The sequence below is a fragment of the Kribbella endophytica genome (genome assembly GCF_054781295.1).
The window spans coordinates 2,729,625-2,753,057 of the sequence record NZ_BAAGUR010000001.1 but is presented as its reverse complement, the minus strand read 5'-3'; the positions used below and the strand labels follow the sequence as shown (position 1 = coordinate 2,753,057).

Annotated in this window: 19 protein-coding genes; 7 read left to right on the top strand and 12 right to left on the bottom strand. The window is 70.0% G+C overall.

Going from position 1 to position 23,433, the window contains the following annotated elements; translation table 11 throughout:
- The first annotated feature begins 3 nt into the window (after positions 1 to 3).
- The 3 genes from ACYVIO_RS13155 to ACYVIO_RS13145 all read left to right on the top strand — a co-directional run bounded on the left by ACYVIO_RS13155 (position 4) and on the right by ACYVIO_RS13145 (position 6,134).
- Complete coding sequence (locus tag ACYVIO_RS13155; RefSeq protein ID WP_460650996.1) at positions 4 to 2,193, top strand: MMPL family transporter; 2,190 nt, start codon at positions 4 to 6, stop codon at positions 2,191 to 2,193.
- Positions 2,194 to 2,327: 134 nt separating this feature from the next.
- Entirely contained in the window at positions 2,328 to 5,069 is a 2,742-nt protein-coding gene (locus ACYVIO_RS13150; protein WP_460650995.1) for an AAA family ATPase, read from the top strand.
- Between the two features lie 78 nt (positions 5,070 to 5,147).
- Complete coding sequence (locus ACYVIO_RS13145; RefSeq protein WP_460650994.1) at positions 5,148 to 6,134, top strand: pirin family protein; 987 nt, start codon at positions 5,148 to 5,150, stop codon at positions 6,132 to 6,134.
- Here ACYVIO_RS13145 and ACYVIO_RS13140 read toward each other — a convergent pair.
- Positions 6,131 to 6,445: a cupin domain-containing protein gene (locus ACYVIO_RS13140; RefSeq protein ID WP_460650993.1), complete on the bottom strand. Its 315-nt coding sequence runs from the start codon at positions 6,443 to 6,445 to the stop codon at positions 6,131 to 6,133. The genes ACYVIO_RS13145 and ACYVIO_RS13140 overlap by 4 nt on opposite strands.
- Positions 6,446 to 6,516: 71 nt before the next feature.
- Here ACYVIO_RS13140 and ACYVIO_RS13135 point away from each other — a divergent pair, with 71 nt between their 5' ends.
- Positions 6,517 to 7,443 carry a helix-turn-helix domain-containing protein gene (locus ACYVIO_RS13135; protein ID WP_460650992.1) on the top strand — a complete coding sequence of 309 codons (927 nt, stop codon included), beginning with the start codon at positions 6,517 to 6,519 and terminating at the stop codon, positions 7,441 to 7,443.
- A gap of 59 nt (positions 7,444 to 7,502) precedes the next feature.
- Complete coding sequence (locus tag ACYVIO_RS13130) at positions 7,503 to 8,732, top strand: acyl-CoA thioesterase/BAAT N-terminal domain-containing protein (protein ID WP_460650991.1); 1,230 nt, start codon at positions 7,503 to 7,505, stop codon at positions 8,730 to 8,732.
- Here the strand turns inward: ACYVIO_RS13130 and ACYVIO_RS13125 are convergent.
- The 9 genes from ACYVIO_RS13125 to ACYVIO_RS13085 all read right to left on the bottom strand — a co-directional run bounded on the left by ACYVIO_RS13125 (position 8,729) and on the right by ACYVIO_RS13085 (position 17,939).
- On the bottom strand, positions 8,729 to 9,355 hold the full coding sequence (locus tag ACYVIO_RS13125; protein WP_460650990.1) for a phosphotransferase: 627 nt from the start codon (positions 9,353 to 9,355) through the stop codon (positions 8,729 to 8,731). The genes ACYVIO_RS13130 and ACYVIO_RS13125 overlap by 4 nt on opposite strands.
- Positions 9,356 to 9,449: 94 nt before the next feature.
- The gene (locus ACYVIO_RS13120; protein WP_460650989.1) at positions 9,450 to 10,706 is read right to left on the bottom strand and encodes a glycoside hydrolase family 18 protein; all 1,257 of its coding nucleotides are present in this window, start codon (positions 10,704 to 10,706) and stop codon (positions 9,450 to 9,452) included.
- A 172-nt stretch (positions 10,707 to 10,878) separates the two neighbouring features.
- Positions 10,879 to 11,856, bottom strand: a complete 978-nt coding sequence (locus tag ACYVIO_RS13115; protein ID WP_460650988.1) for a LacI family DNA-binding transcriptional regulator — start codon at positions 11,854 to 11,856, stop codon at positions 10,879 to 10,881.
- 9 nt (positions 11,857 to 11,865) lie between these two features.
- The gene (locus ACYVIO_RS13110; protein WP_460650987.1) at positions 11,866 to 12,822 is read right to left on the bottom strand and encodes a Gfo/Idh/MocA family protein; all 957 of its coding nucleotides are present in this window, start codon (positions 12,820 to 12,822) and stop codon (positions 11,866 to 11,868) included.
- Positions 12,815 to 13,801: an alcohol dehydrogenase catalytic domain-containing protein gene (locus ACYVIO_RS13105; RefSeq protein ID WP_460650986.1), complete on the bottom strand. Its 987-nt coding sequence runs from the start codon at positions 13,799 to 13,801 to the stop codon at positions 12,815 to 12,817. Before ACYVIO_RS13105 ends, ACYVIO_RS13110 begins: the two co-directional genes overlap by 8 nt.
- Positions 13,802 to 13,852: 51 nt before the next feature.
- On the bottom strand, positions 13,853 to 14,386 hold the full coding sequence (locus ACYVIO_RS13100; protein WP_460650985.1) for a class IV adenylate cyclase: 534 nt from the start codon (positions 14,384 to 14,386) through the stop codon (positions 13,853 to 13,855).
- A gap of 67 nt (positions 14,387 to 14,453) precedes the next feature.
- Complete coding sequence (gene purH, locus ACYVIO_RS13095) at positions 14,454 to 16,013, bottom strand: bifunctional phosphoribosylaminoimidazolecarboxamide formyltransferase/IMP cyclohydrolase (protein WP_460650984.1); 1,560 nt, start codon at positions 16,011 to 16,013, stop codon at positions 14,454 to 14,456.
- Positions 16,010 to 16,642, bottom strand: a complete 633-nt coding sequence (purN, locus tag ACYVIO_RS13090) for a phosphoribosylglycinamide formyltransferase (protein ID WP_460650983.1) — start codon at positions 16,640 to 16,642, stop codon at positions 16,010 to 16,012. The genes purH and purN overlap by 4 nt, the downstream gene beginning before the upstream one ends.
- A 46-nt stretch (positions 16,643 to 16,688) precedes the next feature.
- Positions 16,689 to 17,939, bottom strand: a complete 1,251-nt coding sequence (locus tag ACYVIO_RS13085; RefSeq protein WP_460650982.1) for a cell division protein PerM — start codon at positions 17,937 to 17,939, stop codon at positions 16,689 to 16,691.
- A gap of 155 nt (positions 17,940 to 18,094) precedes the next feature.
- On the opposite strand from ACYVIO_RS13085, the gene ACYVIO_RS13080 reads away from it, so the two are divergent.
- Positions 18,095 to 19,435, top strand: coding sequence for a hypothetical protein (locus ACYVIO_RS13080; RefSeq protein ID WP_460650981.1), 1,341 nt, complete (start codon positions 18,095 to 18,097; stop codon positions 19,433 to 19,435).
- A 49-nt stretch (positions 19,436 to 19,484) separates the two neighbouring features.
- Here the strand turns inward: ACYVIO_RS13080 and sucD are convergent, their stop codons facing one another.
- Complete coding sequence (gene sucD, locus ACYVIO_RS13075; protein ID WP_460650980.1) at positions 19,485 to 20,375, bottom strand: succinate--CoA ligase subunit alpha; 891 nt, start codon at positions 20,373 to 20,375, stop codon at positions 19,485 to 19,487.
- Positions 20,376 to 20,388: 13 nt separating this feature from the next.
- Positions 20,389 to 21,564, bottom strand: coding sequence for an ADP-forming succinate--CoA ligase subunit beta (gene sucC, locus ACYVIO_RS13070; RefSeq protein WP_460650979.1), 1,176 nt, complete (start codon positions 21,562 to 21,564; stop codon positions 20,389 to 20,391).
- A gap of 182 nt (positions 21,565 to 21,746) precedes the next feature.
- Between sucC and ACYVIO_RS13065 the strand changes: the two genes are divergently transcribed.
- The gene (locus ACYVIO_RS13065; RefSeq protein WP_460650978.1) at positions 21,747 to 23,381 is read left to right on the top strand and encodes a glycoside hydrolase family 13 protein; all 1,635 of its coding nucleotides are present in this window, start codon (positions 21,747 to 21,749) and stop codon (positions 23,379 to 23,381) included.
- The last annotated feature ends 52 nt before the right edge of the window (positions 23,382 to 23,433 follow it).

The window sequence follows — 23,433 nt, the reverse complement described above, 5'->3', positions numbered from 1 at the left end:
CTGATGGCCAATCTCCTGTACCGGCTCGGCCGGTTCTCCTACCAACGCCGGCGGCTCGTGGCCGCGATCTGGACCTTCGTGCTGGTCCTGCTCGGGGTCGGCGCGCTGACCCTGGGCGGCCAGACCGCGAACACGTTCTCGATCCCGGGCACCGAGTCGCAGCGCGCGCTCGACGCGCTGGCCAAGGACATGCCGGCCGCGAGTGGGGCGTCGGCCAGTGTCGTGGTCAAGGCTCCGGCCGGCAAGACGTTGATGGATCCGCAGGTCAAGGCCGCGGTCGGCGTCACCGTCGCGAAGGTGGCCAAGGTCCCCGAGGTCGCGGGCGCCGTCGACCCGTACACGGCGAAGGCGATCAGCCAGGACGGTTCCACCGGCCTCATCCAGGTCTCGTTCACCAAGTCCGCCGACCAGCTCTCCAAGGAGAGCACCACGGCGTACGACGGGTTGAACGCACTCAGCTCCGGTGACCTGCAGGTCGTCCCGGGTGGCGCCGTGGTCGGTGGGCCGCCGGAGATCGGCAGCACCGAGATCATCGGTGTCGCGATCGCGGCCGTCATCCTGGTGATCACCTTCGGCTCACTGGTCGCCGCGGGCATGACGTTGCTGACGGCACTCATCGGCGTACTGGCCGGAATGGCCGGGCTCTTCCTGGTCACCGCGTTCACCGAGGTCTCCTCGACCGCTCCGATCCTCGCGCTCATGCTCGGCCTGGCCGTCGGCATCGACTACGCGTTGTTCATCAGCTCCCGGCACCGCTCGCAGCTTGCCGAGGGCATGGACCCGGAGGAATCGGTCGCCCGCGCGACGGCGACCGCCGGTTCCGCCGTACTGTTCGCCGGCGCGACCGTCGTGATCGCACTGGCCGGGCTGAGCCTGGTCGGGGTTCCGTTCCTCACCGCGATGGGTCTCGCCGCGGCCGCGACCGTACTGACCGCCGTACTGGTGGCCCTGACGCTGCTTCCGGCGATGCTCGGCTTCGTCGGCAACCGCGTCCTGCCACGCAAGCTGCGCAACCACGGCGCCCACGCGGCCGAACCGGTTGCGGCCAAGGAAGGCTTCGGCTTCCGCTGGGCCCGCCTGGTGACCCGCTTCCGCGTCCCGATCGTTGCCCTGGGCATCCTCGGGCTCGGCGCGATGGCGCTGCCGGTCCAGGACATGCGGCTGGCGATGCCGGACGGCGCGACCGCGCCGGAGAGCTCGAACCAGCGCATTGCGTACGACCTGTCCGCGGCCGCGTTCGGTCCGGGCTCGAACGGCCCGCTCGTGGTCGTCGTGAAGACGCCGAACGCCCAGCAGTCCGAGGCGCTCGTCGGTCAGGTGCTCGGGGCAACGAAGGGCCTCAAGGACATCGTCGCGGCGCAGCCGGGCCCGGCGAGCGAGGACGGCGCGACCCGGCTGATCAGCGTGATCCCGGCCAGCGGCCCGGCGAGCGAGCAGACCGCCGACCTGGTCGGTGACCTGCGGGACACGCTCAAGCCGCTGTCGACCAACGGCGCCGACATCTCGATCACCGGCAACACGGCGATCGGGGTCGACGTCTCGCAGAAGCTGACCGACGCGCTCCCGACGTACCTGCTGGTCGTGATCGGGCTGTCGTTCCTGCTGCTCCTGCTGGCGTTCCGGTCGATCCTCGTCCCGCTGAAGGCGACGCTGGGCTTCCTGCTGACGATCGGCGCGACGTTCGGCATCACCGTCGGCGTCTTCCAGCTCGGCTGGGGTGCGGCGCTGTTCGGGGTGGACTCGCCCGGGCCGCTGGTCAGCTTCCTGCCGATCATCATGATGGGCATCCTGTTCGGCCTGGCGATGGACTACGAGGTGTTCATCGTGTCCCGGGTCCGCGAGGAGTTCGTGCACGGCAAGCACGCCACCGAGGCGACCATCGCCGGTGTCGGGCACGGCGCCCGCGTGGTGACCGCGGCCGCGCTGATCATGGCGGCGGTGTTCGCGGGCTTCATCCTGGTGCACGATCCGATCATCAAGACGATCGGCTTCGGCCTGACCGTCGGCGTCCTGATCGACGCCTTCGTGGTCCGGATGACGATCGTCCCGGCGGTGCTCTCGCTGCTCGGCGACCGCGCCTGGTGGTTCCCGAAGTGGCTCGACAAGATCACCCCGAAGGTCGACATCGAGGGCGAGTCCCTGCGCGTGGACGAGGTCGAGAAGCCGGCCGAGAAGGACCTCGTCGGCGCCTGACGACCCAGGGCGCGGCCACCCGGCCGCGCCCTCGGGCAGACCCCGTCGCACCCCTCGGGCAGACCCCGTCGCACCCCTCGGGCAGACCCCGTCGCACCCCTCGGCTGACACGGCCGCGCCCTAGTCTCGGGCGCATGGCCGACCTGCCCGAAGACCTGCGGATCCTGCTCAGCGACGACCGCCCGTACCTGCACGTGTTCGGGCCCAGCGCGCCCTGGCCGTTCCCGGACGGCTGGCTCGAGGAGACCAGGGCACGGGCCGTCGAACTGGTCCGGGACCCGGCGTTCGAACGGTTGACCCTGACCGGTGAGTTCAAGCTGGCGCACCTGCGCGAGGACGCGCCGATCCTGGCCTCGTTCTTCCAGGACGTGACCGCGCGGATGTACCCACCGATGAGCGTCGCCAGCGGACCGGGTGCGAACCTCACGGCGTACCTGATGGAGGAGTTCCGGACCACGCCGTTCAAGCCGTACCAGTACGACGACTGGCTGTACCGGACCCGGTTCGAGCTGCCGGGCCTCTGGTTCCGGGACCTGAGCGACACCCCCGAACTGCGGGAGCGGCTGGTCGGGTTCTCCCGCCAGGTGCTCGAACTGTTCCGCGGCGTCGAGCCGCTGGAGCCTCGGCGGACGCTGCTGGCCACGCTCTTCGACCGCGTCGCCGAGGATTCCGATCTGCTCCGCGCGCACCGCGAGCTGCCGTACGCCGAGCTGAAGGAGCTGTGGCGCAGCGAACTGTGCGCCGGCGACGAGGCGTTCGAGGTGCTGCCGGAGCAGTCGGCGAACCCGCTGGAGCTGCTGATCTGGGGCATCACCCGGCTGCGCGCGGCGTACGCCGAGATTTCCGCGATCACTCCCGAGCGGGAGCAGTCGTTCGAGCTGCACCTGGCCGAGCTGCTGCACCAGGTCGAGCGGACCGACGTACCGGCCGGGCTGCTGTTCGCCGGGGTGAGCACGGCGGAGGTCCAGGAGCACTTCGACGAGCTGACCAAGCGGCACGACCGGGCGGCGTGGATCCGCCGCCGGGAAGGCTGGATGGCGCGGGCCTGCGAGGCTGGTGCAGCGCATCCGGTCCGGCGCTGGGTGGCTGCGGCCTACCTCGTGGGCGGATGTCTGAAGGGACTGCCGAAGTGGCCGAGTCCTTCAGACCAGCTGCGTCTGCCGACGCGGTTCCTGCGCAACCTGCGCACCCTGTACGACCTGCGGGCCGCGGCCCGGCACCACACGATCACGGCCGCCGGCCCGGATCCGATGGGCGAGCTGGCCGGGATGGTCGGGTTGACGGCGGTGAAGGAGCAGATCGGCGAACTGGTCGCCGAGGCGAAGGTCGCCGGCCTCCGGGCCGAGGCGGGGATGACGATCACCCGGCGGACCCGGCCGTTGCTGTTCGTCGGCCGTCCGGGGACGGGCAAGTCGACCGTCGCGCGTCACCTCGCGACGGCGTACCGGCACCACGGTCGGCTCACCTCCGGGCACGTCGTGGCCATCGGTCGCGCGGAGATCCTTGCCGGCGGCATCGGTCAGGCGGCGGCCAACATCCGGAGCGCCGTCGCCCGCGCGGTCGGCGGCCTGCTGTACGTCGACGAGGTGCACCGGCTGGCCAAGCAGCCGGAGGCGCTGTCGTCGCTGGTCCAGGCGATGGACGAGCAGCGCGACGACCTGGTCGTCGTACTGGCGAGCTACCCGGACGCGATCACCGAGTTGCTGGACAGTCACCCCGCGCTGCGGTCGCGGGTGCAGCGGGTGCTGAACTTCCCCGACTACACCGACGCCGAGCTGCTCACGCTCTTCCGGACCTTGGCCGGTACGGCGGGCTACGTGCTCGCCGACGACGCCGCCGACCGGATCCCGTTGCCGCTGAAGCGGTTGCCTAGGGCAATCGGTTTCGGGAACGCCCGGGCGGCACGCTCGCTGCTGGAGCAGATCTCGGTCCGGCAAGCGGTCCGCATCGCGGCGCTGGCCGACCCCGCGCCGGAACAGGTTCGCGAGCTGCTCGCCGAGGACCTACCCCTGCTCGCGAGCGAGGGCGTCGGGGTGCAGGCGACGAACCACTCCGCCTTGGAGCAGCTCGACCGACTGGTCGGCCTGCGCGAGGTCAAGGACGCCGTCCACCGGCTGACCGCCGAGGCGGAGGCCGAGGTGCTGCGGGCGAAGGCCGGGATGAAGCCGGTCGAGCAGTCCCGGCACATGGTCTTCGTCGGCAACCCCGGCACCGGCAAGACGACGGTCGCGCGACTGGTCGCGGAGATCTACCGGGACCTGGGCCTGCTCGGCAGCGGGCAGCTGGTCGAGGTCAGCCGCGGCGACCTGATCGCGCAGTACGTCGGACAGACCGCGCCGAAGGTCCGCAAGGTGGTCGAGAGCGCGATCGGCGGCGTGCTGTTCATCGACGAGGCGTACGCGCTGGCCGACAGCACCGCGTTCAGCGCGGAGGCGATCGCGACGCTGGTTCAGCAGATCGAGCTGCACCGGACCGACCTGGTGGTGGTGCTCGCGGGCTACTCGCGGGAGATGAAGACGCTGCTGGACGCCAACAGCGGGCTGCGCTCACGGTTCCCGGTCACACTGCGGTTCGGCGACTACTCGGCCGACGAGTTGGTGGGGATCTTCCGCGGGCTCGCCGAGGACGCCGGGTTCACGCTCGGGGACGGCGTAGCGGAACGCGTCGGGCGGCTGCTCGGACCGCTGCGAGGTCAGTACGGGTTCGGCAACGGGCGGGAGGCGCGCAGCGTGTTCGAGGCGACGGTCGCCCGGCAGGCCGAGCGGATCGCCGGGATCGCGGAGCCGGACCACGCGCAGCTGGCCGAGCTGCTGCCGGCCGACGTTCCGTCGTACTGGCAGGAGCAGAGCACGCGGCTGGTCGGGCAGTACCTGTAAAGGGAATCTTCTGCGGCCTTGCCGCTGTTGGGACGGTTAGTTTATTCTTGAACTACCTGCTCAGCGAGGAGACCTCTCATGCCCGCCGTCACCGTCAGCGACATCACCGTGCTGCCCCGCGTCCACCAGCCCGACCCGGCCGTGTCCCGTGAGCGCGCGGTCCGGTCGGTGACGTCGGCCCCGAGCGGGTACGAGGGCGAGGGGTTCCCGGTACGGCGGGCCTTCGCGGGCGTCGACCTGCGGGACCTCGACCCGTTCATCCACATGGACCAGATGGGCGAGGTCGAGTACGCGCCGGGCGAGCCGAAGGGCACGCCGTGGCACCCGCACCGCGGGTTCGAGACCGTCACCTACATGCTCGACGGGATCATGGAGCACCAGGACTCGCAAGGCAACGGCGGCGTGATCACCAACGGTGACACGCAGTGGATGACCGCCGGGTCCGGCCTGCTGCACATCGAGACGCCGCCGGAGCACCTCGTCGTGAGCGGTGGGCTGTTCCACGGGATCCAGCTGTGGGTGAACCTGCCGGCCGCGCAGAAGTGGGCGGCGCCGCGGTACCAGGACATCCGTGGTGGCGACTCGGCGCTGCTGTCGACGCCGGACGGCGGTGCGCTGATTCGCATCATCGCGGGTTCGGTCGACGGGCACGACGGTCCTGGGTCGACGCACACGCCGATCACGCTGGTGCACGCCTCGGTGAGCCCGGGTGCGGAGATGGTGCTGCCGTGGCAGGCGGACTACAACGCGCTCGTCTACGTGCTGGCCGGTCAGGGCACGGTTGGTGCCGAACGGCGGCCGTTCCGGAAGGGACAGCTCGCGCTCTTCGGTCCTGGTGACACGATCCGGACGGCCGCGTCGACCTCGCAGCCGCTGGCGGAGCCGAACCTCGACGTACTGGTGCTCGGTGGTCGGCCGATTCGTCAGCCTGTGGCGATGGCCGGGCCGTTCGTGATGAACACGCGCGACGAGGTCGTCCAGGCCTTCGAGGACTTCCAGGCGGGGAAGCTCGGGACGATCCCCGCCGTGCACGGTGCGCCGACCGAGCTGCGCGAGTCGAACTAACCCTCGGGGTAGAAGACGAAGATCGTGCAGCCCTTGGTGGTTTGAGGGATGTGCTGACTGCCGGCCGGGCAGTGGATGAAGCTGCCGGCCGGGTAGTCGCGGAGGCCGTCGTTGAAGACGCCGTCGACGACGTACACCTCCTCGGGGCCTGGCTCGTGCACATCGATGCCTTGCCAGGTTGAGCCGGGTTCCATTTGCAGTACGTGGGCTGAGGCGCCGGCCGGGCTCTTCCACAGTGAGCGCAGGCGGATGCCGGGGAAGAGTTCGCGGGTGGGTCGGTCGTCGGCTGGGGTGGTCCACTCGAAGTCCATGGGCTCTAGCCTGCCGTTGGCCTACTGTCTGGGACAGTGTCAGGAAAGTCCTTATCGGGTACTTTTCTGCCATGGTGGGTCATCGGGTAGTCGCGCTGGTCAAAGCGCCGCAGAGCACTTTCGAGCTGGGGTGTGCGGCGGGGGTCTTTCGCGGCGACGACTACAGCTTCAGCGTGTGCACCGAGACGCCGGGCGCTGTGGAGACGCTGAACGGCTTCGAGATGCTCGTGCCGTTGGGACTGCGGGCGCTCGATCGCGCCGACACGGTGATCGTGCCTGGCTGGTTGCCGATCGACGAGGCGCCGTCGCCGGCCGTCCTTCGTGCGCTGCAGCGGGCGCATCGGCGTGGGGCGCGGCTGGTGAGCATCTGCTCCGGCGCGTTCGCTTTGGCCGCGACGGGTCTGTTGGACGGGCGAACCGCGACCACGCATTGGGCGTACGGCGAGGAGCTGCAGCGCCGCTTCCCCGCCGTACGGGTTGATCCTGATGTGCTCTACATCGACCACGGCGACGTCGCCACGAGCGCCGGCTCGGGCACCGGGCTCGACCTGTGCCTGCACCTGGTCCGCACCGACCACGGCGCCGCGTACGCCGCCCGCGTCGCGCGGCGGATGGTGATGCCGCCGCAGCGCGAGGGCGGGCAGGTCCAGTACCGCGTCGAAACCCCCAACCCCGCGGTCGATTCCCTCGCACCCTTGCTCGACTGGGCCTCCGACCGCCTGTCCGAGCCCCTGACCGTCGAAGATCTCGCCGGCCAGTGTGCCCTCTCGCCCCGGACCCTCACCCGCCGATTCACCGAACAACTCGGCATCACTCCCGGCCAATGGCTGCTCGCCCAGCGCATCGCCCGCACCCGCCAGCTCCTCGAAACCACCAACCTCCCCGTCGAAACCATCGCCCACCAGGTCGGCCTCTCCACCGCGGTCAACCTCCGCCGCCGCTTCCAGTCCGCCCTCCACACCACACCGAGCGCCTACCGCCGGGCGTTCAAGAACTGAGGCTGCCGTACGCCGGGTGACCCACGGCAGGTGTAGACCGGTTGGTGGGGTGATGCGCGATGCGGCGAGTGCTTTTGGTCTTGGTGCTGGTGGTGGCGGGGTGTTCTGGGCCTGGTGAGGTGCGGGTCGACCTGGGGCCCGAGGTGGCGCTTGCTGATGCGGTGACTCACGTGAAGGTGAGCGGGCTCGGCAGCGGCGACCGGGTTGAGGTGGTGGCGGAGGCCACCGATCAAGCCGGGAAGGACTGGCGGGCTTCGGCGTCGTACAAGGCTGATGATCACGGGGTCGTGGATCTCGACCAGGCCGCGCCGGTGAGTGGGAGTTACGCCGGGGTGGACGGGATGGGCCTGTTCTGGGCGATGGACCCGCCGGACGGGGATCCGCAGCAGCAGCTGTATCTGCCGGAGGTGAAGGGCGGCGGGCCTCAAGAGGTGGTGCGGATCAGCGTGCGGGACGGCGACAAGACGCTCGCCACGGGGACGCAGACGCGGCGGTGGGTGAGCGACGGAGTGACCGACCGGGTGCTCACGCCGGCGAAGGACAAGGTGGTCGGGCGGATGTTCCTGCCGAAGCCTGACGGGAAGCGGCATCCGGCGGTGTTCCTGCTCGGTGGATCCGAGGGCGGGATGAGCCAGGCGGCGACGGCCGCGCTCCTTGCCTCCCACGGGTTCCCGGCGATGACCGTCGCGTACTTCGGTGCGCCGGGACTGCCGAAGACCCTGCAGGGCATACCGCTCGAGTACTTCGTGACCGCGGCGAAGCTCCTCGCCGCCCAGCCGGCGGTCGATCCCGCGCACGTGATCGCGTTCGGCCCGTCGCGCGGCGCCGAGGCCTCGTTGCTGCTCGCGCAGAACTTCCCGACGCTGTTCCACGGCGCGGTCCTGTTCGCCCCGACCTCGAAGGTCGCGCCCGGCTTCCCCAACTACCTCGAGAAATCCTGGACTCTCGACCACAAGCCGCTGACCACCGACGAGCTCATCCCGGTCGACCACGTCAGCGGCCCGGTCCTCGCCGTCGCAGGTACGGCGGACGGCATCTGGCAGTCGGCTCCGGCCGCCCAGCTGATCGACACCGAACTCACCGCCGCCCACAACCGCTATCCCCACAAGGCCTTGGTCTATCCCGGCGCCGGCCACAACGTCGGCACGTTTCCGTACCTCCCTCAGGGCACCCAGTTCTACGAGCCTCTAGCCGACCACACCGCCCTCCTCGGCGGCGACCGCCCGACCAACGCCGCAGCCCAGGCCAACGCCTGGCCGCAGGTCCTCACGCTGCTGCAAGGCCTCTAGAGCTGGTCGATCCCTATGTACAAGGGGATGCGTTCATCGTCCGGATCGGCGCCGTAGTCCAGCGCGAAGGAACGCGCGGCCGGCGGGCCGCCGTACTGGGGGTTCAGGTCGCCGGACAGGCTCATCGTCATCAGCGCGACGTCGACGTACGGGTCGCCGAGGCCGAGTCGGCTCAGATCCAGTACGCCGGTGAACCGCAGCGTGTCCGGGTCGACCAGGACGTTCGGCATGCAGTAGTCGCCGTGCGTGACCACCGTCCCGTCGCCGGGGAACGGCGAGACGAACGGGCAGTCGGTCAGCGCGTGCAACTCGCGAAGGCACTCGGCAACAGCCCGCAGTACGGCGGGGCGCTCGGCGGCGGGCCACGGTTGCGAGGTGTCCCGTCCGGGCAACGCGGAGGTCAGCATCCAGTCGTTGCCTCGATCAAGCAGTTGCGGACTGCCGAAGCCGGTCGCGCTCAGCCAGGCGACGCGATCGGCTTCGTCGGAGACATCCGGACCCGCCTTGTAGTACAGGGTTTCCCCGGCACGCTCCAGCCGTACGACGGTCGCACCGGAGCACCCGACGTCCACCGGCTCGGCGTTCCGCGCGCCGAAGCGATCGGTCAGGGCCTGGAGATCCACCCGCGTCACCCTAGCCGCGGCCGGCCGGCACCCACCACCCGATAAACCACCAAGCCCCGCCGGAGAGCTGGGCTCCGGCGGGGGCGAGGGGTGGTCAGCGCAGTGTGCGGTGAAGGGAGGTGATGAGCTCCCCGTTGGAGGTGTCTCCGTCCAGGGACCAGATCATCGCGCCGCCGAGGCCGCGGTTGTTGATGTAACGGGCCTTGCGCTTCATCTCGACCGGGTCGTCCCAGGTCCAGAACGTCGTACCGTCGAACAGCCAGGCGAAGCCGGCCTTCTCGTCGCGGTGGACGGTGAAGTTGCCCAGCTGCGCCTTGAGCAGCTTGTAGTCCTCGTAGCCTGCCTCGTACGTCGCAGGCGCGGCGCCGGTGGCGGCCTGGAAGAGGCCGTTGTTCTGGTTCGTCACGCCGGTCCAGCCGCGGCTGTAGAACGGGACGCCCATCACCAGCTTGCTGCGCGGCGCGCCGCGGGTCAGGTACGCGTCGATCGTCACCTGCGAGCTGAACTCGGCGGGCGCAGGATCACCGGCAGGCCCGTCGATCGCGGACTGCTGGTTGGTCTGCAGGTCCCAGGTGCCGTGGTAGTCGTAGCCCTGCGTCGTACCGAACGTCAGGTCCTTGAAGATCTTCTTGACCTCGAACCCGTTGTCCACCTGGGCCGGTGCGGCCGGCAGGAACGCGGACAGCGTGTGGCGGCCCTTGAACGGCCACGACGACCGGTCGAGCTGCTTGCGGTACTCGTGCACCAGCGCGGTGAAGTTCTGCTTGTCCTCGGGCCGGACCACGTTGCCCGGCGCACCTTCGCTGCCCGGCCACTCCCAGTCCAGGTCGATGCCGTCGAAGACGCCCTTCGCGGCACCGGCCGGAGCGCCCGGCAGGTTGCCCTTGATCCACATGTCCAGGCAGGACTTCACGCTCGCGGCCCGGCTGGCCGGCGTGAGCGCGGCGTCGGAGAAGTACTTCGAGCCCGTCCAACCGCCGAGCGAGATGCTGATCCGCAGCCGCGGGTACTTCTGCTTCAGCTGCTTGAGCTGGTTCAGGTTGCCGGACAGTGCCTGACCGGCGACGTCGGCCTTGCCGTTGACGCTCTGCTCAGCGGTGAACGGCCGCTGGTAGTCGGCCCACGGGTCGCTGCTGATGCACTTGCCCTGCTCGTCCAGGAACCCGAACGCGTAGTTCAGGTGGGTCAGCTTCGCGGCCGTCCCGTTCTTCACCAGATCGCTGACCAGGAAGTTCCGGTCGTAGCCGCTCCACTGCGTGTAGTACCCGACCACGCGCTTGCCGCTGCCGTGCGCCTCCGCCGGCACCGCGGTCAACCCCACCGGCGCCACCACGGCCAAGGCCGTGAGCACCACTAAACTCCGACGACGTTTCACTGACATCGATCTCCCCACCGGGCGGTCACATTGGGACAGGTGCGGCTCACCCTAGGTGCCACCGGGGAGTTCGGCAATGTCTCTACCGAAGTCACTTTGGCACAACCTCGCCAGCTGAGAGAGCGCTTTCTTTCCCCACACCCTTGGGTTAGTCGCTGGACCGCCGGACGACGAGCCGAAAGTCGGTCGTCACGTGCTCCGCCGCGCGCTCCGGCTCGGCCAGGCGCCGGACCAGCAGCTCGACTCCACGCCGCGCGATCTCCCCGACCGAAGGCGCGACGCTGGTCAACGGCGGATTGCTGTACTGCGCCTCCTCCACATCGTCGAACCCGACCACCGCCAGCTCACCCGGTACGTCGATCCCGAGCTCGGCGCAGCCCACCAGTGCGCCCAGTGCCAGCGAGTCGTTCAACGCGAACACCCCGTCGGCCTGACCCAGCTCGTGCGCCGCAGCCCGACCGGCCTCGCGCGTCCACGGCACCGCCAGCTCCGCCGCAGGTTCCAGCCCTGCCTTGGCCAGCGCCGCCAGGAAGCCCCGAAGCCGCAGCCGGCCCGACTTGTTCGCCTTCGCATCGCCCAGCAGCACGATCCGGCGCTTGCCCACAGCAACCAAATGCCCAACGGCCGCTTCGGCCCCCGCGACGTTGGGGATCGCAACGTGATCGAACGGCCCGTCGAGCTGCCGGTCCCCGATCAGCACCAGCGGGTACGCCGAACCAGCCGCCACCCGCGCGTCCGCCTTCGTCAGCTCGATCGCACTCAGCAATGCCCCGTCGGTCAGACTGCTCCGCCCACCGCCGAGCACCAGCCGCTCACGCTCGCGCCGGCCGCCCGTCACCTCGACCATCACGGTCAGCTCGTGGCGCTCGGCCTCGTGCACGACCGCCTCGGCCAGGTCCGCGAAGTACCGCTCCCGCAGGCTCGGTACGCCGAGCGCGATCAGCCCGGTCCGCCCCAGCCGCAGCCCGCGCGCCGCCGCACTCCGCTGGTACCCGAGCTCGTCGATCGCCGCCTGGACCTTCGCCCGCACCTCGGGCGACACGTGCACGTACCCGTTGACCACGTTCGACACGGTCCGCGGCGACACCCCGGCGTACCGGGCCACGTCGCTCTGCCGCACTACCACCCGCGCTCCTCACACCCGCGTCCGCCGACCACTCTCGAAGGCTTCGATGATCGCAGCACCGACCTCCAGCGCCCGCAGCCCCGCCGTCGCGGGCACCGGCGGCCGCTCGCCACGACGCAGAGCCTCGAGCAGTACGTCGAGATGCCGGTCGAAGGTCTGCTCGAACGACCGGCTCCGGTCATCGAAGTAGCCGGCCTCCCAGACCTCGCGAGTCGGGTCGCCGGCCGCGGAGAACGTGTACCGCTTCACCGTGTCCTCGACCAGCACCCGCCCGGCGCGACCGTTGACCTCCAGCAGATGCGTTCCTGGATACGCGTACGACGAGTCGTAGCTGCCGACCAGCGAACCCACCGCCCCACTCGCGAAGCGCAGCGCCGCGGCGATCGTGCCGCCCTTCATTTCCGCGGACACCGCTTCGATCGGGCCGCCGAGGTGTTCGAGCATGTCGATGCCGTGGCACTGCGTCTCGATCAGGTTCGCGTACGGATGATGCGCCGAGCTGCCCTCGCCGGCGAACCGCCAGGTCAGGAACTCCAGCTCACCCAGCCGCCCGGCCGTCACGTCGTCGTACGCGCGCTGCACCGGTACGGCGTACCGGTGGTTGAAGTTGATCGCGAAGAAGAGGTCACCGGCTTCCTGGATCAGCGTGCGTCCTTCGTCGACGTCGAAGACGAGCGGTTTCTCCACCAGCACAGGGATTCCGCGCGTGAGCAGACGACGGGTCAGGGCGAAGTGCTCGGTGTTCGGCAGGCAGACCGAGATGAGATCGGGCTGTACGGCGTCGAGCATGCGGTCGACGTCGTCGTACCCGGTCGTGTGCCACTCGGCAGCCCGAGCCTGCGCGCGGCCGAGATCGCGCGACCAGATCCCCGCGAGCTCGGCCTCGGGGTGCTGCGCGAAAGCCCGCGCGTGCTGGCGACCCCAGCCGCCCGCACCGACCACCGCGACCCGCATCGGCTCAGGCATCCTGCGTCACCACGACTTTGCCGCTCTCGCCGGACAGGAACGTCTCGAACGCCAACTGGGTCTCGGACAGGTCGAAGGTGTGAGTGATCAGCTTGCTCACCTGGTCGAGGTTCTCCAGCAGCAGCGTGTGGTTCGCCGCGAAGTCGCCGTACGGGAAGTACTCGCTCCCGATCACGCCGGCCTCGTTCGACACCAGGTCCGGCGACACATCGAGCTCGAGGCCTTGCCCATGGCCCACGCAGACGAGCACTCCACGCCGTCCCAACCGCCGTACGGCGGCCTGCCGCGCGTCCGTCCGCCCACTCGCGTCCACTGCCGCGTCCACCAACGGCAGGTCCTCCGCTCGAACCGGCAACCCACCCAGCCCAGCCGCGAAGTCCAACCGCCACGGCGACACATCGCTCACGTACACAGGGAAATCCGCCCCGAACCGCAGCTTCGCCATCACCAGGATCCCGAGCCCGACCGGCCCGACCCCTGCGACGTATAGATCCTCGATCTCCGGCCGCAGCATCAGCGCGCGATCCAGCGCGTGCCCGCTCGTCCCCATCACATCCAGCGAGGCCGTAGCGGTGGCGAACGGCACCCGCTCGTCGACCGGGAAGAACACCCGCTCGTCCACCACCTCGTACGGCCCCAACCCACCCGCCCGGTTGAACCCCATGTCCCCCTGCTTGTCGAGACACACATTGGTCGCCCCGGCCCGGCAACTGCGGCACTCCCCGCAGAACACCATCAGGTAGACCACCCCGCGCGTCCCCACCGCCGTCGACGTCCCCGGCCCGGCCGCGATCACCTCCCCCGCGGCCTCATGCCCCTGCACCACCTCGACCCCACCCGCGAAAGCTCCCCGATCGCTCCCACAGATCGCATTCGCCCGGCACCGCAGCACCAACTCCCCCGGCCCCGGCTCAGGCCGCTCCACCTCCCGGAAGCCAACCCGCCCACCACCGACCAGCACCGCCGCGGTTTTCGCCATACCCCTTGTCTCCCACGCTTTGCCACGTGGCAAACACCGCGCGCTCCGGCGTCATTCGAATCGCAGCTCGGCGATCTCCGCCAGGTCGATCCCGTACCGCGCGTAGACCTTCACCGTGTTCTCCCCGGTGAGCTGCTCCGCCCGCACTCCGAGCAGTTCCGCCACCTCCAGCACGTGCTCTCGCGAGTCCCCTTCGATCTCCAGGTACGCCGGAATCAGCGGCCAGCTGTCGATCTCCAGCCGCGCTCCCGCCAGCTCGAAGCTCTCTCGCCGGTTCTCCTGGTACGACTTCGCGCTGAAACCGATGCGCTGGAGGAGCTCGTGCGCGGTGGTGAAGTCGCCGACCGTCACCTCGGTCTCCGTCGTTCCGTCGATCCCGTCGTGCGTGATCTCCTTGACGGTCAGGGTGGCCTGGGTGCCGTCGTCGCGGAGACGGATCCAGCGAGACGCGTCACCAGCCTCCACGTCGTACACGAAGCGTCGGAGCAGCACCTCCCCAACCCGATGCCCACCAGCACTCGCGATCCGACGCCGGGTTTCGTCGACGTCGATCTCCAGCACCTTCGCCTCGTACTCGATGGGCATGGTGATCCTTCCAGAACGGCGAGAAGGCGACCGCAGGAGTGCGATCGCCTTCTCGGGGTGGAGAAACTCAGTGGAAGAAGTGCCGGGTCCCCGTGAAGTACATGGTGACGCCGGCCTTTTGCGCGGCCTCGATGGCGGCCTCGTCGCGGATCGAGCCGCCGGGCTGGACCACCGCGGTGACGCCGGCTTCGAGCAGGACCTCCAGGCCGTCCGGGAACGGGAAGAAGGCATCAGAGGCGGCCACGGAACCTGCGGCGCGTTCGCCCGCGCGGGTGACGGCCAGGCGGCAGGAGTCGACTCGGTTGACCTGGCCCATGCCGACGCCGACCGAAGCGCCCTGCGAGGCGAGCAGAATGGCGTTGGACTTGACCGCGCGGCAGGCCTTCCACGCGAAGGCGAGGTCGGCGAGCACCTCGGGCGAGGCGGCCTCACCGGCGGCGAGGGTCCACGCGTTCGGGTCGTCGCCCTCGGCCTGGAAGCGGTCGCTGTGCTGGAGCAGCAGCCCGCCGCTGATCGCGCGCATCTCGACCAGCTCGGCCTCCGACCGCGGCGGCGCGACGAGCAGGCGGATGTTCTTCTTGCCCTGCAGGATCTCGACCGCGCCGTCCTCGTACGCCGGGGCGACGAGCACCTCGGTGAAGATCTCCGCGACCTGCTTGGCCATCTCGACCGAGACCGGCGCGTTGGTCGCGATCACACCGCCGTACGCCGAGACCGGGTCGCACTCGTGCGCGCGCCGGTGCGCCTCGGCGATGTCGGCGCCGACCGCGATGCCGCACGGGTTGGCGTGCTTGATGATCGCGACCGCCGGCTCGGCGAAGTCGTACGCCGTCCGCCGCGCGGCGTCCGCGTCGACGTAGTTGTTGTAGGACATCTCCTTGCCGTGCAGCTGCTCGGCGCCGGCCAGACCGCCGCGGCCGTTCAGGTACAGCGCGGCCGGCTGGTGCGGGTTCTCGCCGTACCGCAGGACGGCCTTCTTGTCCCACGCCGATCCGACCCAGGCCGGGAAGACCGAACCCTCGCCGGTGTCGGTGAGCACGCTGCCCATCCAGGAAGCGACGGCGACGTCGTACTCGGCGGTGTGCACGAAGGCTGCGGCGGCCAGCTTCTGCCGCTCGGCCAGCGAGAAACCACCCTCGTCCAGCACGGTGTAGATGGCGTCGTACTGCGAGGGCGAGGTCACCACGGCGACGTTCGCGTGGTTCTTCGCGGCACCACGGACCATCGACGGACCGCCGATGTCGATCTGCTCGATGCACTCCTCGGTGGAGGCGCCGGAGGCGACCGTCTCGGTGAACGGGTACAGGTTGCTGACCAGCAGGTCGAACGGCTCGACCCGCATCTCGGCCAGCTGCTCGACGTGGTCGGGCTTGCGGACGTCGGCCAGCAGCCCGGCGTGCACCTTCGGGTGCAGGGTCTTGACCCGCCCGTCCAGGCACTCGGGGAAGCCGGTCAGCTCCTCCACCTTGGTCACCGCGACGCCGGCCGCGGCGATCCGCCCCGCCGTCGAACCGGTGGACACGATCTGGACGCCGGCATCGGACAGCGCCTTCGCGAGCTCCTCCAGACCGGTCTTGTCGTAGACGCTGATCAGCGCCCGGCGGATCGGCCTGCGGTCGGTGCTCACTTCAGTCGAACCTTTCGTCCGGTGATGGTCCAGCCGTGACGAACCAGCCGGCCGACCCAGTCCACCAGTTGGCGGCGCTCGACCTCCTTGATCCGTTCGGTCAGGGTTTCTTCGGTGTCGTCGTCCTCGACGGTCACGACGACCTGGCCGATGATCGGCCCGGTGTCGACGCCGCCGTCGACGAAGAACAGCGTCGCGCCGGCCACCTTCACGCCGTACTCGAGCGCGTCGCGGGGGCCGTGGATGCCGGGGAAGGCCGGCAGCAGCGCGTTGTGGGTGTTGATGTAGCGGTCCCCGAAGGCGGCCAGGAAGTCGTCGCCGACCAGCTTCAGGAACCCGGCCGAGACGACCAGGTCAGGCTGGTACTGCGCGACCGACGCGGTCAGCGCGCGGTCCCACTCGGCCCGCTCGGCGTACTCCTTGACCTTGTGCACGAACGTCGGGACACCGGCCGCCGCGGCCTTGTCGAGGCCGGCGATGCTGTCCCGGTCGGCGCCGACGGCGACCACCTGGGCGCCGTACGCGGGGTCCTGGCAGGCGTCGAGCAGGGCCTGCAGGTTCGAGCCGGAGCCGGAGACGAGCACGACCAGCCGCGCGGGGGGAGGCGTGGGCGCCACCGGGTCTGTCACGCGCCAAACCTTATCGCCCGGGTTCAGCGCGCTGATCGCCGCCCGTTCAGACGATGTGGTCGGGGGCCTTCCGGCGAGCCGCCAGCACGCCGGCCGCGACCGCCCCGCCGATCGCCATCCCGGCGCCGAGCAGCCCCGCGGCCGGGAGCGCGCTCGAAACGCCGAAGTCGGCCATCCGCCCCGGACCGGCCGAACCACCGGCCAGCAGCATCAGGATCAGCAGCCCCACACTCGCCAGCAACGCCGACATCGCGCCGCGCAGCGCGAAGGCGTCCCAGCCCAGCGCGTCCGACTCCGGCTCGGCAAGCCCTCGCCGAGCCACCACGAGCCCGGCGGCGACTCCGGCGAGCAACGGCACGATCGCGGTCAGCACCAGGAAGTACGTCGGCGTCCCGCCGTCACTCGGTACGGCGGCCAGCAGCGGCAGGGCGGGCAGGTTCCCGACGTCCACGCCGGTCGGCGCGATCGACGTCCCGACGCCGAGCTGGAACCCCGGCCCGGCCAGGAACGACACGAAGTAGACGACCAGGTTCGGCAGCAGGCCGAGGCAGATCGCGAACAGCACGACCGACCCGACGATGCCGGTGTCCAGGAGGTCCAGCATCGCGGTCACTCGGGAGAAGCGGATCGCCAGCAGTACGCCGTACAGGAGTGAGGCGAAGCCGATCACGGTCAGTACGGCGGCCGCGGCAGCCGGTACGGCGTCGCGCAGACCCGGCGGGGTGGCGTCGGCGAGGTCGGCAGCGGCACCGGACTCGACCAGAATCCCGGCCGAACCCGCGACGATCGCCAGCGAGGCGGCACCGAGGAACGCCGACAGCGGCGAGATCTTCAGCGCTCCCTCGGAGGTCAGCAGCGCGATGATCAGCGCACCGAGCCCGTACGTCGCAGCGAACACACCCGCGGCGGTCAGCAGGTCCTTGCCCCGGTCGGCGGCGCTGATCCGCGCGGTGAACCGGCCACCGCGGTACAGGCACCAGCCGATGAAGGCGGTCAGGCCGAGCGGCGCGACCGAGATCGTGGCGCCGTCCAGGTTGACTCCGGCCTTGTGGGCGAGCAGCCACACGGAGGCACCGGCCCGGACCGCGCCGGAGGCTCCACCGAACGTCGCGGCCAGCCAGCCGATCACCGCGACGGCGGCACAGGCCAGCAGCCCCGCCAGCAGACAGGCACCCGCTCCGACGACAGCAGCGATCACCACCGGCCTGGGTGGGACAGTCGGCGCGGGCTGGGCGGGCCCGGGCACCTGGTGAGATCCGCCGTCACGGGCGCCCGGACGGCTCAGCATGTCGGTCATCTAGCCTCCATCGTCCCCCTCGTTGGGACACAGCTCGTTCTGACACGCCGGATGTGGAAGACTTCCCCGAGCTACACCGGCGTGGCTTCTTGTTCTTGGTTGCTACCGGGTACATTCGGCGTGGACCAGGGGTTGAGTCAGGAGGTCTGGAGTCATTGTCCGGTTCCCACCGTGCGCCCCGCGGCGGAGGTCGCGCCGCGGCCCGTGAGGCGAGGCGTGCGCAGTCCCGCCGCCGGAACCAGGTCCTCGGCGCCGGAGCGGCGGTCGTGGTCCTGCTCGGCGGCGGCGGAATCGCCGCGGTGAACGCCTTCGGCGGCGGCGACTCCCCGGGCGACTCCAAGTCCAGTCCCGACGCCGACAAGAGCGGCGGTGGCGACGAGAACGCGCTGGCCGACGCCAAGGTCCTGATCGACGGCCCGGCGGCCAAGCCGCTGACCGCGACCGGCAGCTGGGCGATCGCCGCGACTGCGGACGGCAGCAGCGCACCGGACAAGTCATTCATCTGCCAGGCCCAGCGCTTCGCCGACCCGGCCGGTATCCGGACATGGGTGCGGACGTTCAAGAACGCGACCACCAAGGACACCGCGGTCCAGTACGTCGAGGTCTCCAACGACACCGCCGCGGCCGGCAAGTCGTACACGACGATCACCGGCTGGCTCAGCCAGTGCAACACCCCGCAGGTCCGCCTGGTCGCCAGCTACGTCACCGAGGGTCTCGGCGAGCGCGGCGTGATCGCGGTCTTCGGCCAGCCGACCGGCAGCAAGTCGAGCAAGTACAAGACCGTCAGCGTGACCACGGCCGGCCAGGCGACGATGGTGGTCGAGCACGACACCAGCGGCAGTACGACGCCCAAGCCCGACGGAGTCCTGGCCACCGCCAGCGCCGGGCTGAAGCGGATCTGCGCCGAGACCGGCGCCGACTGCGGCACCGGGACACTGGCCGCGAAGGCCGGGCTGCTGCCGACCCAGGAGACCTCGGGCTTCATGGCGCCGATCGACCTGCCGGTGCTGTCCAGCGTCGAGAAGCCGTGGGTCAGCGTCGACGGCGAGGTCCGCTCCGGCACGCTGTGCGAGAAGATCGACCTGAAGAAGGCCAAGGCGACCAAGTACAAGACGCAGACGTACGTCGTACCGGACGCCCAGGTGCCGACCGAGTTCGGGATGGACGCCACCGTCGCCAAGTTCGGTACGCCGGCCGCGGCGTCGGCGTTCGTCGCCCAGATCCGCAAGAACGTCGACGGCTGCGCCAAGTCCACCTCGACCGCGACGGTGAAGTCGACCGGCTCGATCAGCGTCGGCGCGCTCAAGGGCGAGGCGTGGAAGGCCAGCTACGACACCGGCGGCGGCAAGATCTTCACCTTCCGGATCGGCATCGCCGGCTCCGGGGACCGCGCGGTCTACCTGCTGTATCCGGTGCTGAAGAACCTGGACATCACCGACAGCGTCTTCACCGACGTCCTCAGTCGCGCCGCAGACCGGTCAGCCACCTTCAAATAAAGAAGTAGGCCGCAACCCCGAGGGGTTGCGGCCTACTCTCGAAGTACTACTACTTGCTCAGGCCCTGCATGATCTCGCGCATCAGGTTGGCCGTCTCGGTCGGCGTCTTGCCGACCTTCACGCCGACCGCCTCGAGCGCTTCCTGCTTGGCGGCCGCCGTACCGGACGAGCCGGACACGATCGCGCCCGCGTGGCCCATCGTCTTGCCCTCCGGCGCGGTGAAGCCCGCGACGTAGCCGACGACCGGCTTGGTGACGTTCTCCTTGATGAACGCCGCCGCCCGCTCCTCGGCGTCGCCGCCGATCTCGCCGATCATCACGATCGCGTCGGTGTCGGGGTCGTCCTGGAACGCCTGCAGCGCGTCGATGTGCGTCGTGCCGACGATCGGGTCACCGCCGATGCCGATCGCGGTGGAGAAGCCGAAGTCGCTCAGCTCGTACATCATCTGGTAGGTCAGCGTGCCCGACTTCGACACCAGACCGATCCGGCCGGCGCCGGCGATGGTCGCCGGGATGATGCCCGCGTTGGACTCACCCGGCGTGATGATGCCCGGGCAGTTCGGCCCGATGATCCGGGTCTTGCCGGACGCCTGCGCGGCGGCGAAGAACGCGGCGGTGTCGTGCACCGGAACGCCCTCGGTGATCACCACGACCAGCGGGATCTCGGCCTCGATCGCCTCGATCACCGCGTCCTTGGTGAACTTCGGCGGCACGAAGACGACCGACACGTTCGCGCCGGTCTCCTTGATCGCGTCCGCGACACCACCGAAGACCGCAACGGCCTTGCCGTCGAAGTCGACGCTCTCGCCGGCCTTGCGCGGGTTCACGCCGCCGACGATGTTGGTGCCGGAGGCAAGCATCCGGGTGGTGTGCTTGGTGCCCTCGGAGCCGGTCATGCCCTGGACGATGACCTTGCTGTCCTTGGTCAGGAAGATAGACATGTTCAGCGATCCCTTACTTCGCAGCCAGCTCGGCGGCCCGCTTGGCGGCGCCGTCCATCGTGTCGACCCGCTCCAGACCGGCCAGGCCGGCCTCGTCGAGGATCCGGCGACCCTCGTCGGCGTTGTTCCCGTCCAGGCGGACGACCAGCGGCTTGCTGACCGCTTCGCCGCGGCCGTCGAGCAGCGCGAAGGCCTGGACGATGCCGTTGGCGACCGCGTCGCACGCGGTGATGCCACCGAAGACGTTGACGAACACGCTCTTCACCTGCGGGTCGGAGATGATGATCTCCAGACCGTTCGCCATCACCTCGGCGGAAGCGCCGCCACCGATGTCGAGGAAGTTGGCCGGCTTCTGGCCGCCGAACTCCTCACCGGCGTACGCGACGACGTCGAGGGTCGACATGACCAGCCCGGCGCCGTTGCCGATGATGCCGACGGAACCGTCGAGCTTCACGTAGTTCAGGCCCTTGGCCTTCGCCTTGGCCTCCAGCGGGTCGGCCGCCGACGAGTCGGCGAACTCCGCGAACTCCGGGTGCCGGAACTCGGCGTTCTCGTCGAGCGAGACCTTGCCGTCCAGCGCCTCGACGTTGCCGTCCTTGAGCTTGACCAGCGGGTTGACCTCGACCAGCGTCGCGTCCTCGGCGAGGAAGACCTGGTACAGCTTGACGATCTCCGGCGCGACCGCGTCGATGATGTCGGCCGGGTAGCCCGCCGACGTCGCGATCTCGCGGGCCTTGGCCTCGTCCACACCGGTGGCCGGGTCGATCGAGATCTTGGCGACCGCGTCCGGGTTGGTGTGCGCGACCTCCTCGATCTCCATGCCGCCCGCGGCCGACGCGATGCACAGGTAGTTGCGGTTGGCCCGGTCGATCAGGAAGGAGAAGTAGTACTCCTCCGCGATCGCGGCCGCCGGAACGATGTTCAGCGTCTTGACGATGTGGCCCTTGATGTCGAGACCGAGGATCTCGCGGGCTCGGGCCTCCGCCTCGTCGGGCGAGGTTGCGATCTTGACGCCGCCGGCCTTGCCGCGGCCGCCGGTCAGCACCTGGGCCTTCACGACCACCGTGCCGCCACCGAGCTTCTCGGCCGCCGCGCGGGCTTCCTCCGGCGTGTGGACGACTTCACCCACCGTCGTCCGTACACCGTGCTTGGCGAAGACAGTCTTCGCCTGGTACTCCATCAAGTCCACGACTGTGGTCCCTCTCTCGCCTTTTCGAGTTAGGCCGCGGCAGGCTGCGGTGCGGAGAGGCACGGTCGCCGGCGCGTTCCGTCGGCCTGAGACTAGCCACCCCGACGCTCGTGGCAACAGCCGGGGTACACGCTGAGACCACTGTCACAGCACTCTTGCCGACTCGTGACAGGCTGGTCGGCATGACTGAAGGATCAACCAGACCAGCTGACGACTGGTGGCGCAGTGCCGTCGTCTACCAGGTGTACCCCCGGTCGTTCGCCGACGCCGACGGCGACGGCACCGGGGACGTGAACGGGATCCGGGCCCGGCTGCCCTACCTGGCCCAGCTCGGCATCGACGCGATCTGGATCAGCCCGTGGTACCCGTCCCCGCTGCTCGACGGCGGGTACGACGTGTCCGACTACCGCGACATCAACCCCGAGTTCGGCACGCTGGCGGACGCCGACGCGCTGATCGCGGAGGCGCACGCACTCGGGATCCGGATCCTGATCGACCTGGTGCCGAACCACTGCTCCTGGGAGCACCCCGCGTTCAAGGCGGCTCTGGCCGCGGGCAAGGGATCTCCCGAGCGCGACCTGTTCTGGTTCCGCGACGGCGTCGACGGGCAGCCGCCGACGAACTGGCCGGCCGCGTTCGGAGGCGGGGCCTGGCAACAGATCGAGGACGGCCAGTGGTACCTGCACATGTTCGACATCTCCCAGCCGGACTGGAACTGGGACCACCCGAAGGTGATCGAGGAGTTCGACGCGATCCTGCGGTTCTGGTTCGACCGGGGCATCGACGGGTTCCGGATCGACGTCGCGGACTCGATGGCCAAGGACGCCTCGCTGCCCGACGTACCGCTGAAGGACGGTCAGCCGACCCGCGACAAGTACGTCGGCAACCCGTTCTACGACCAGCCGGGCGTGCACACGATCCACCAGCGCTGGCGCGCGATCGCCGACGAGTACGCCGGTACGCCGCAGGGCCCGCGGGTCTTCGTCGCCGAGGCCTGGCTGTCACCGGCTGAGCGGCTGGCCCAGTACGTGCGCTCGAACGAGCTGCACTCCGCGTTCAACTTCGACGTACTGCGGTGCGCGTGGGACGCGAAGGAGCTGCGGCAGGTCATCGACTACACCACCGAGAGCCTGTGGGCTGTCGGTGCGCCGGCGACCTGGGTGCTGAGCAACCACGACACCATCCGGCACCGCACGCGGTACGGCCGGGCGCTGCAGGACGCGCTGGCCGGTGCGGGTGAGGTCCCGACCGACCTGGCGCTCGGGCTGCGCCGGGCCCGGGCCGCGGCGCTGCTGGAGCTGGCGCTGCCAGGCGGCGCGTACATCTACCAGGGCGACGAGCTGGGCCTGCCCGAGGTGGAGGACCTGCCCGAATCGTCCTTGGACGACCCCACGTGGGAGCGCTCCGGCCACACCGTCCGGGGCCGCGACGGCTGCCGGGTGCCGATGCCGTGGGGCGGCGGCGAGCCGCCGTACGGGTTCGGCGAGGGTACGAGCCAGCCCTGGCTGCCGCAGCCTGCCGACTGGGCGCCGCTGACGGCAGAGGCCCAGGAGAGCGACCCGGACAGCCACCTGAACCTCTACCGGGCCGCGCTGAAGATCCGGCGCGCCGAAGAGGCCCTCGGCGAAGGCCGCCTCGCCTGGGACGACGACGCTCCCGCCGGAGTCCTGTCGTTCACCCGCGACCCGGGCTTCCGCTGCGTGGTCAACCTCGGCAGCTCCCCGATCGACCTGCCCACCGGCGAGATCCTGCTCGCCTCGGAGCCGCTGCTCGCCGGCGAGCTCCCCGTCGACGCGACGGTCTGGCTGAAGGTCTGAGACAGAGGAACGGCGCCCCGGGGATCCCGGGGCGCCGTTCCTGTGTTCGGTG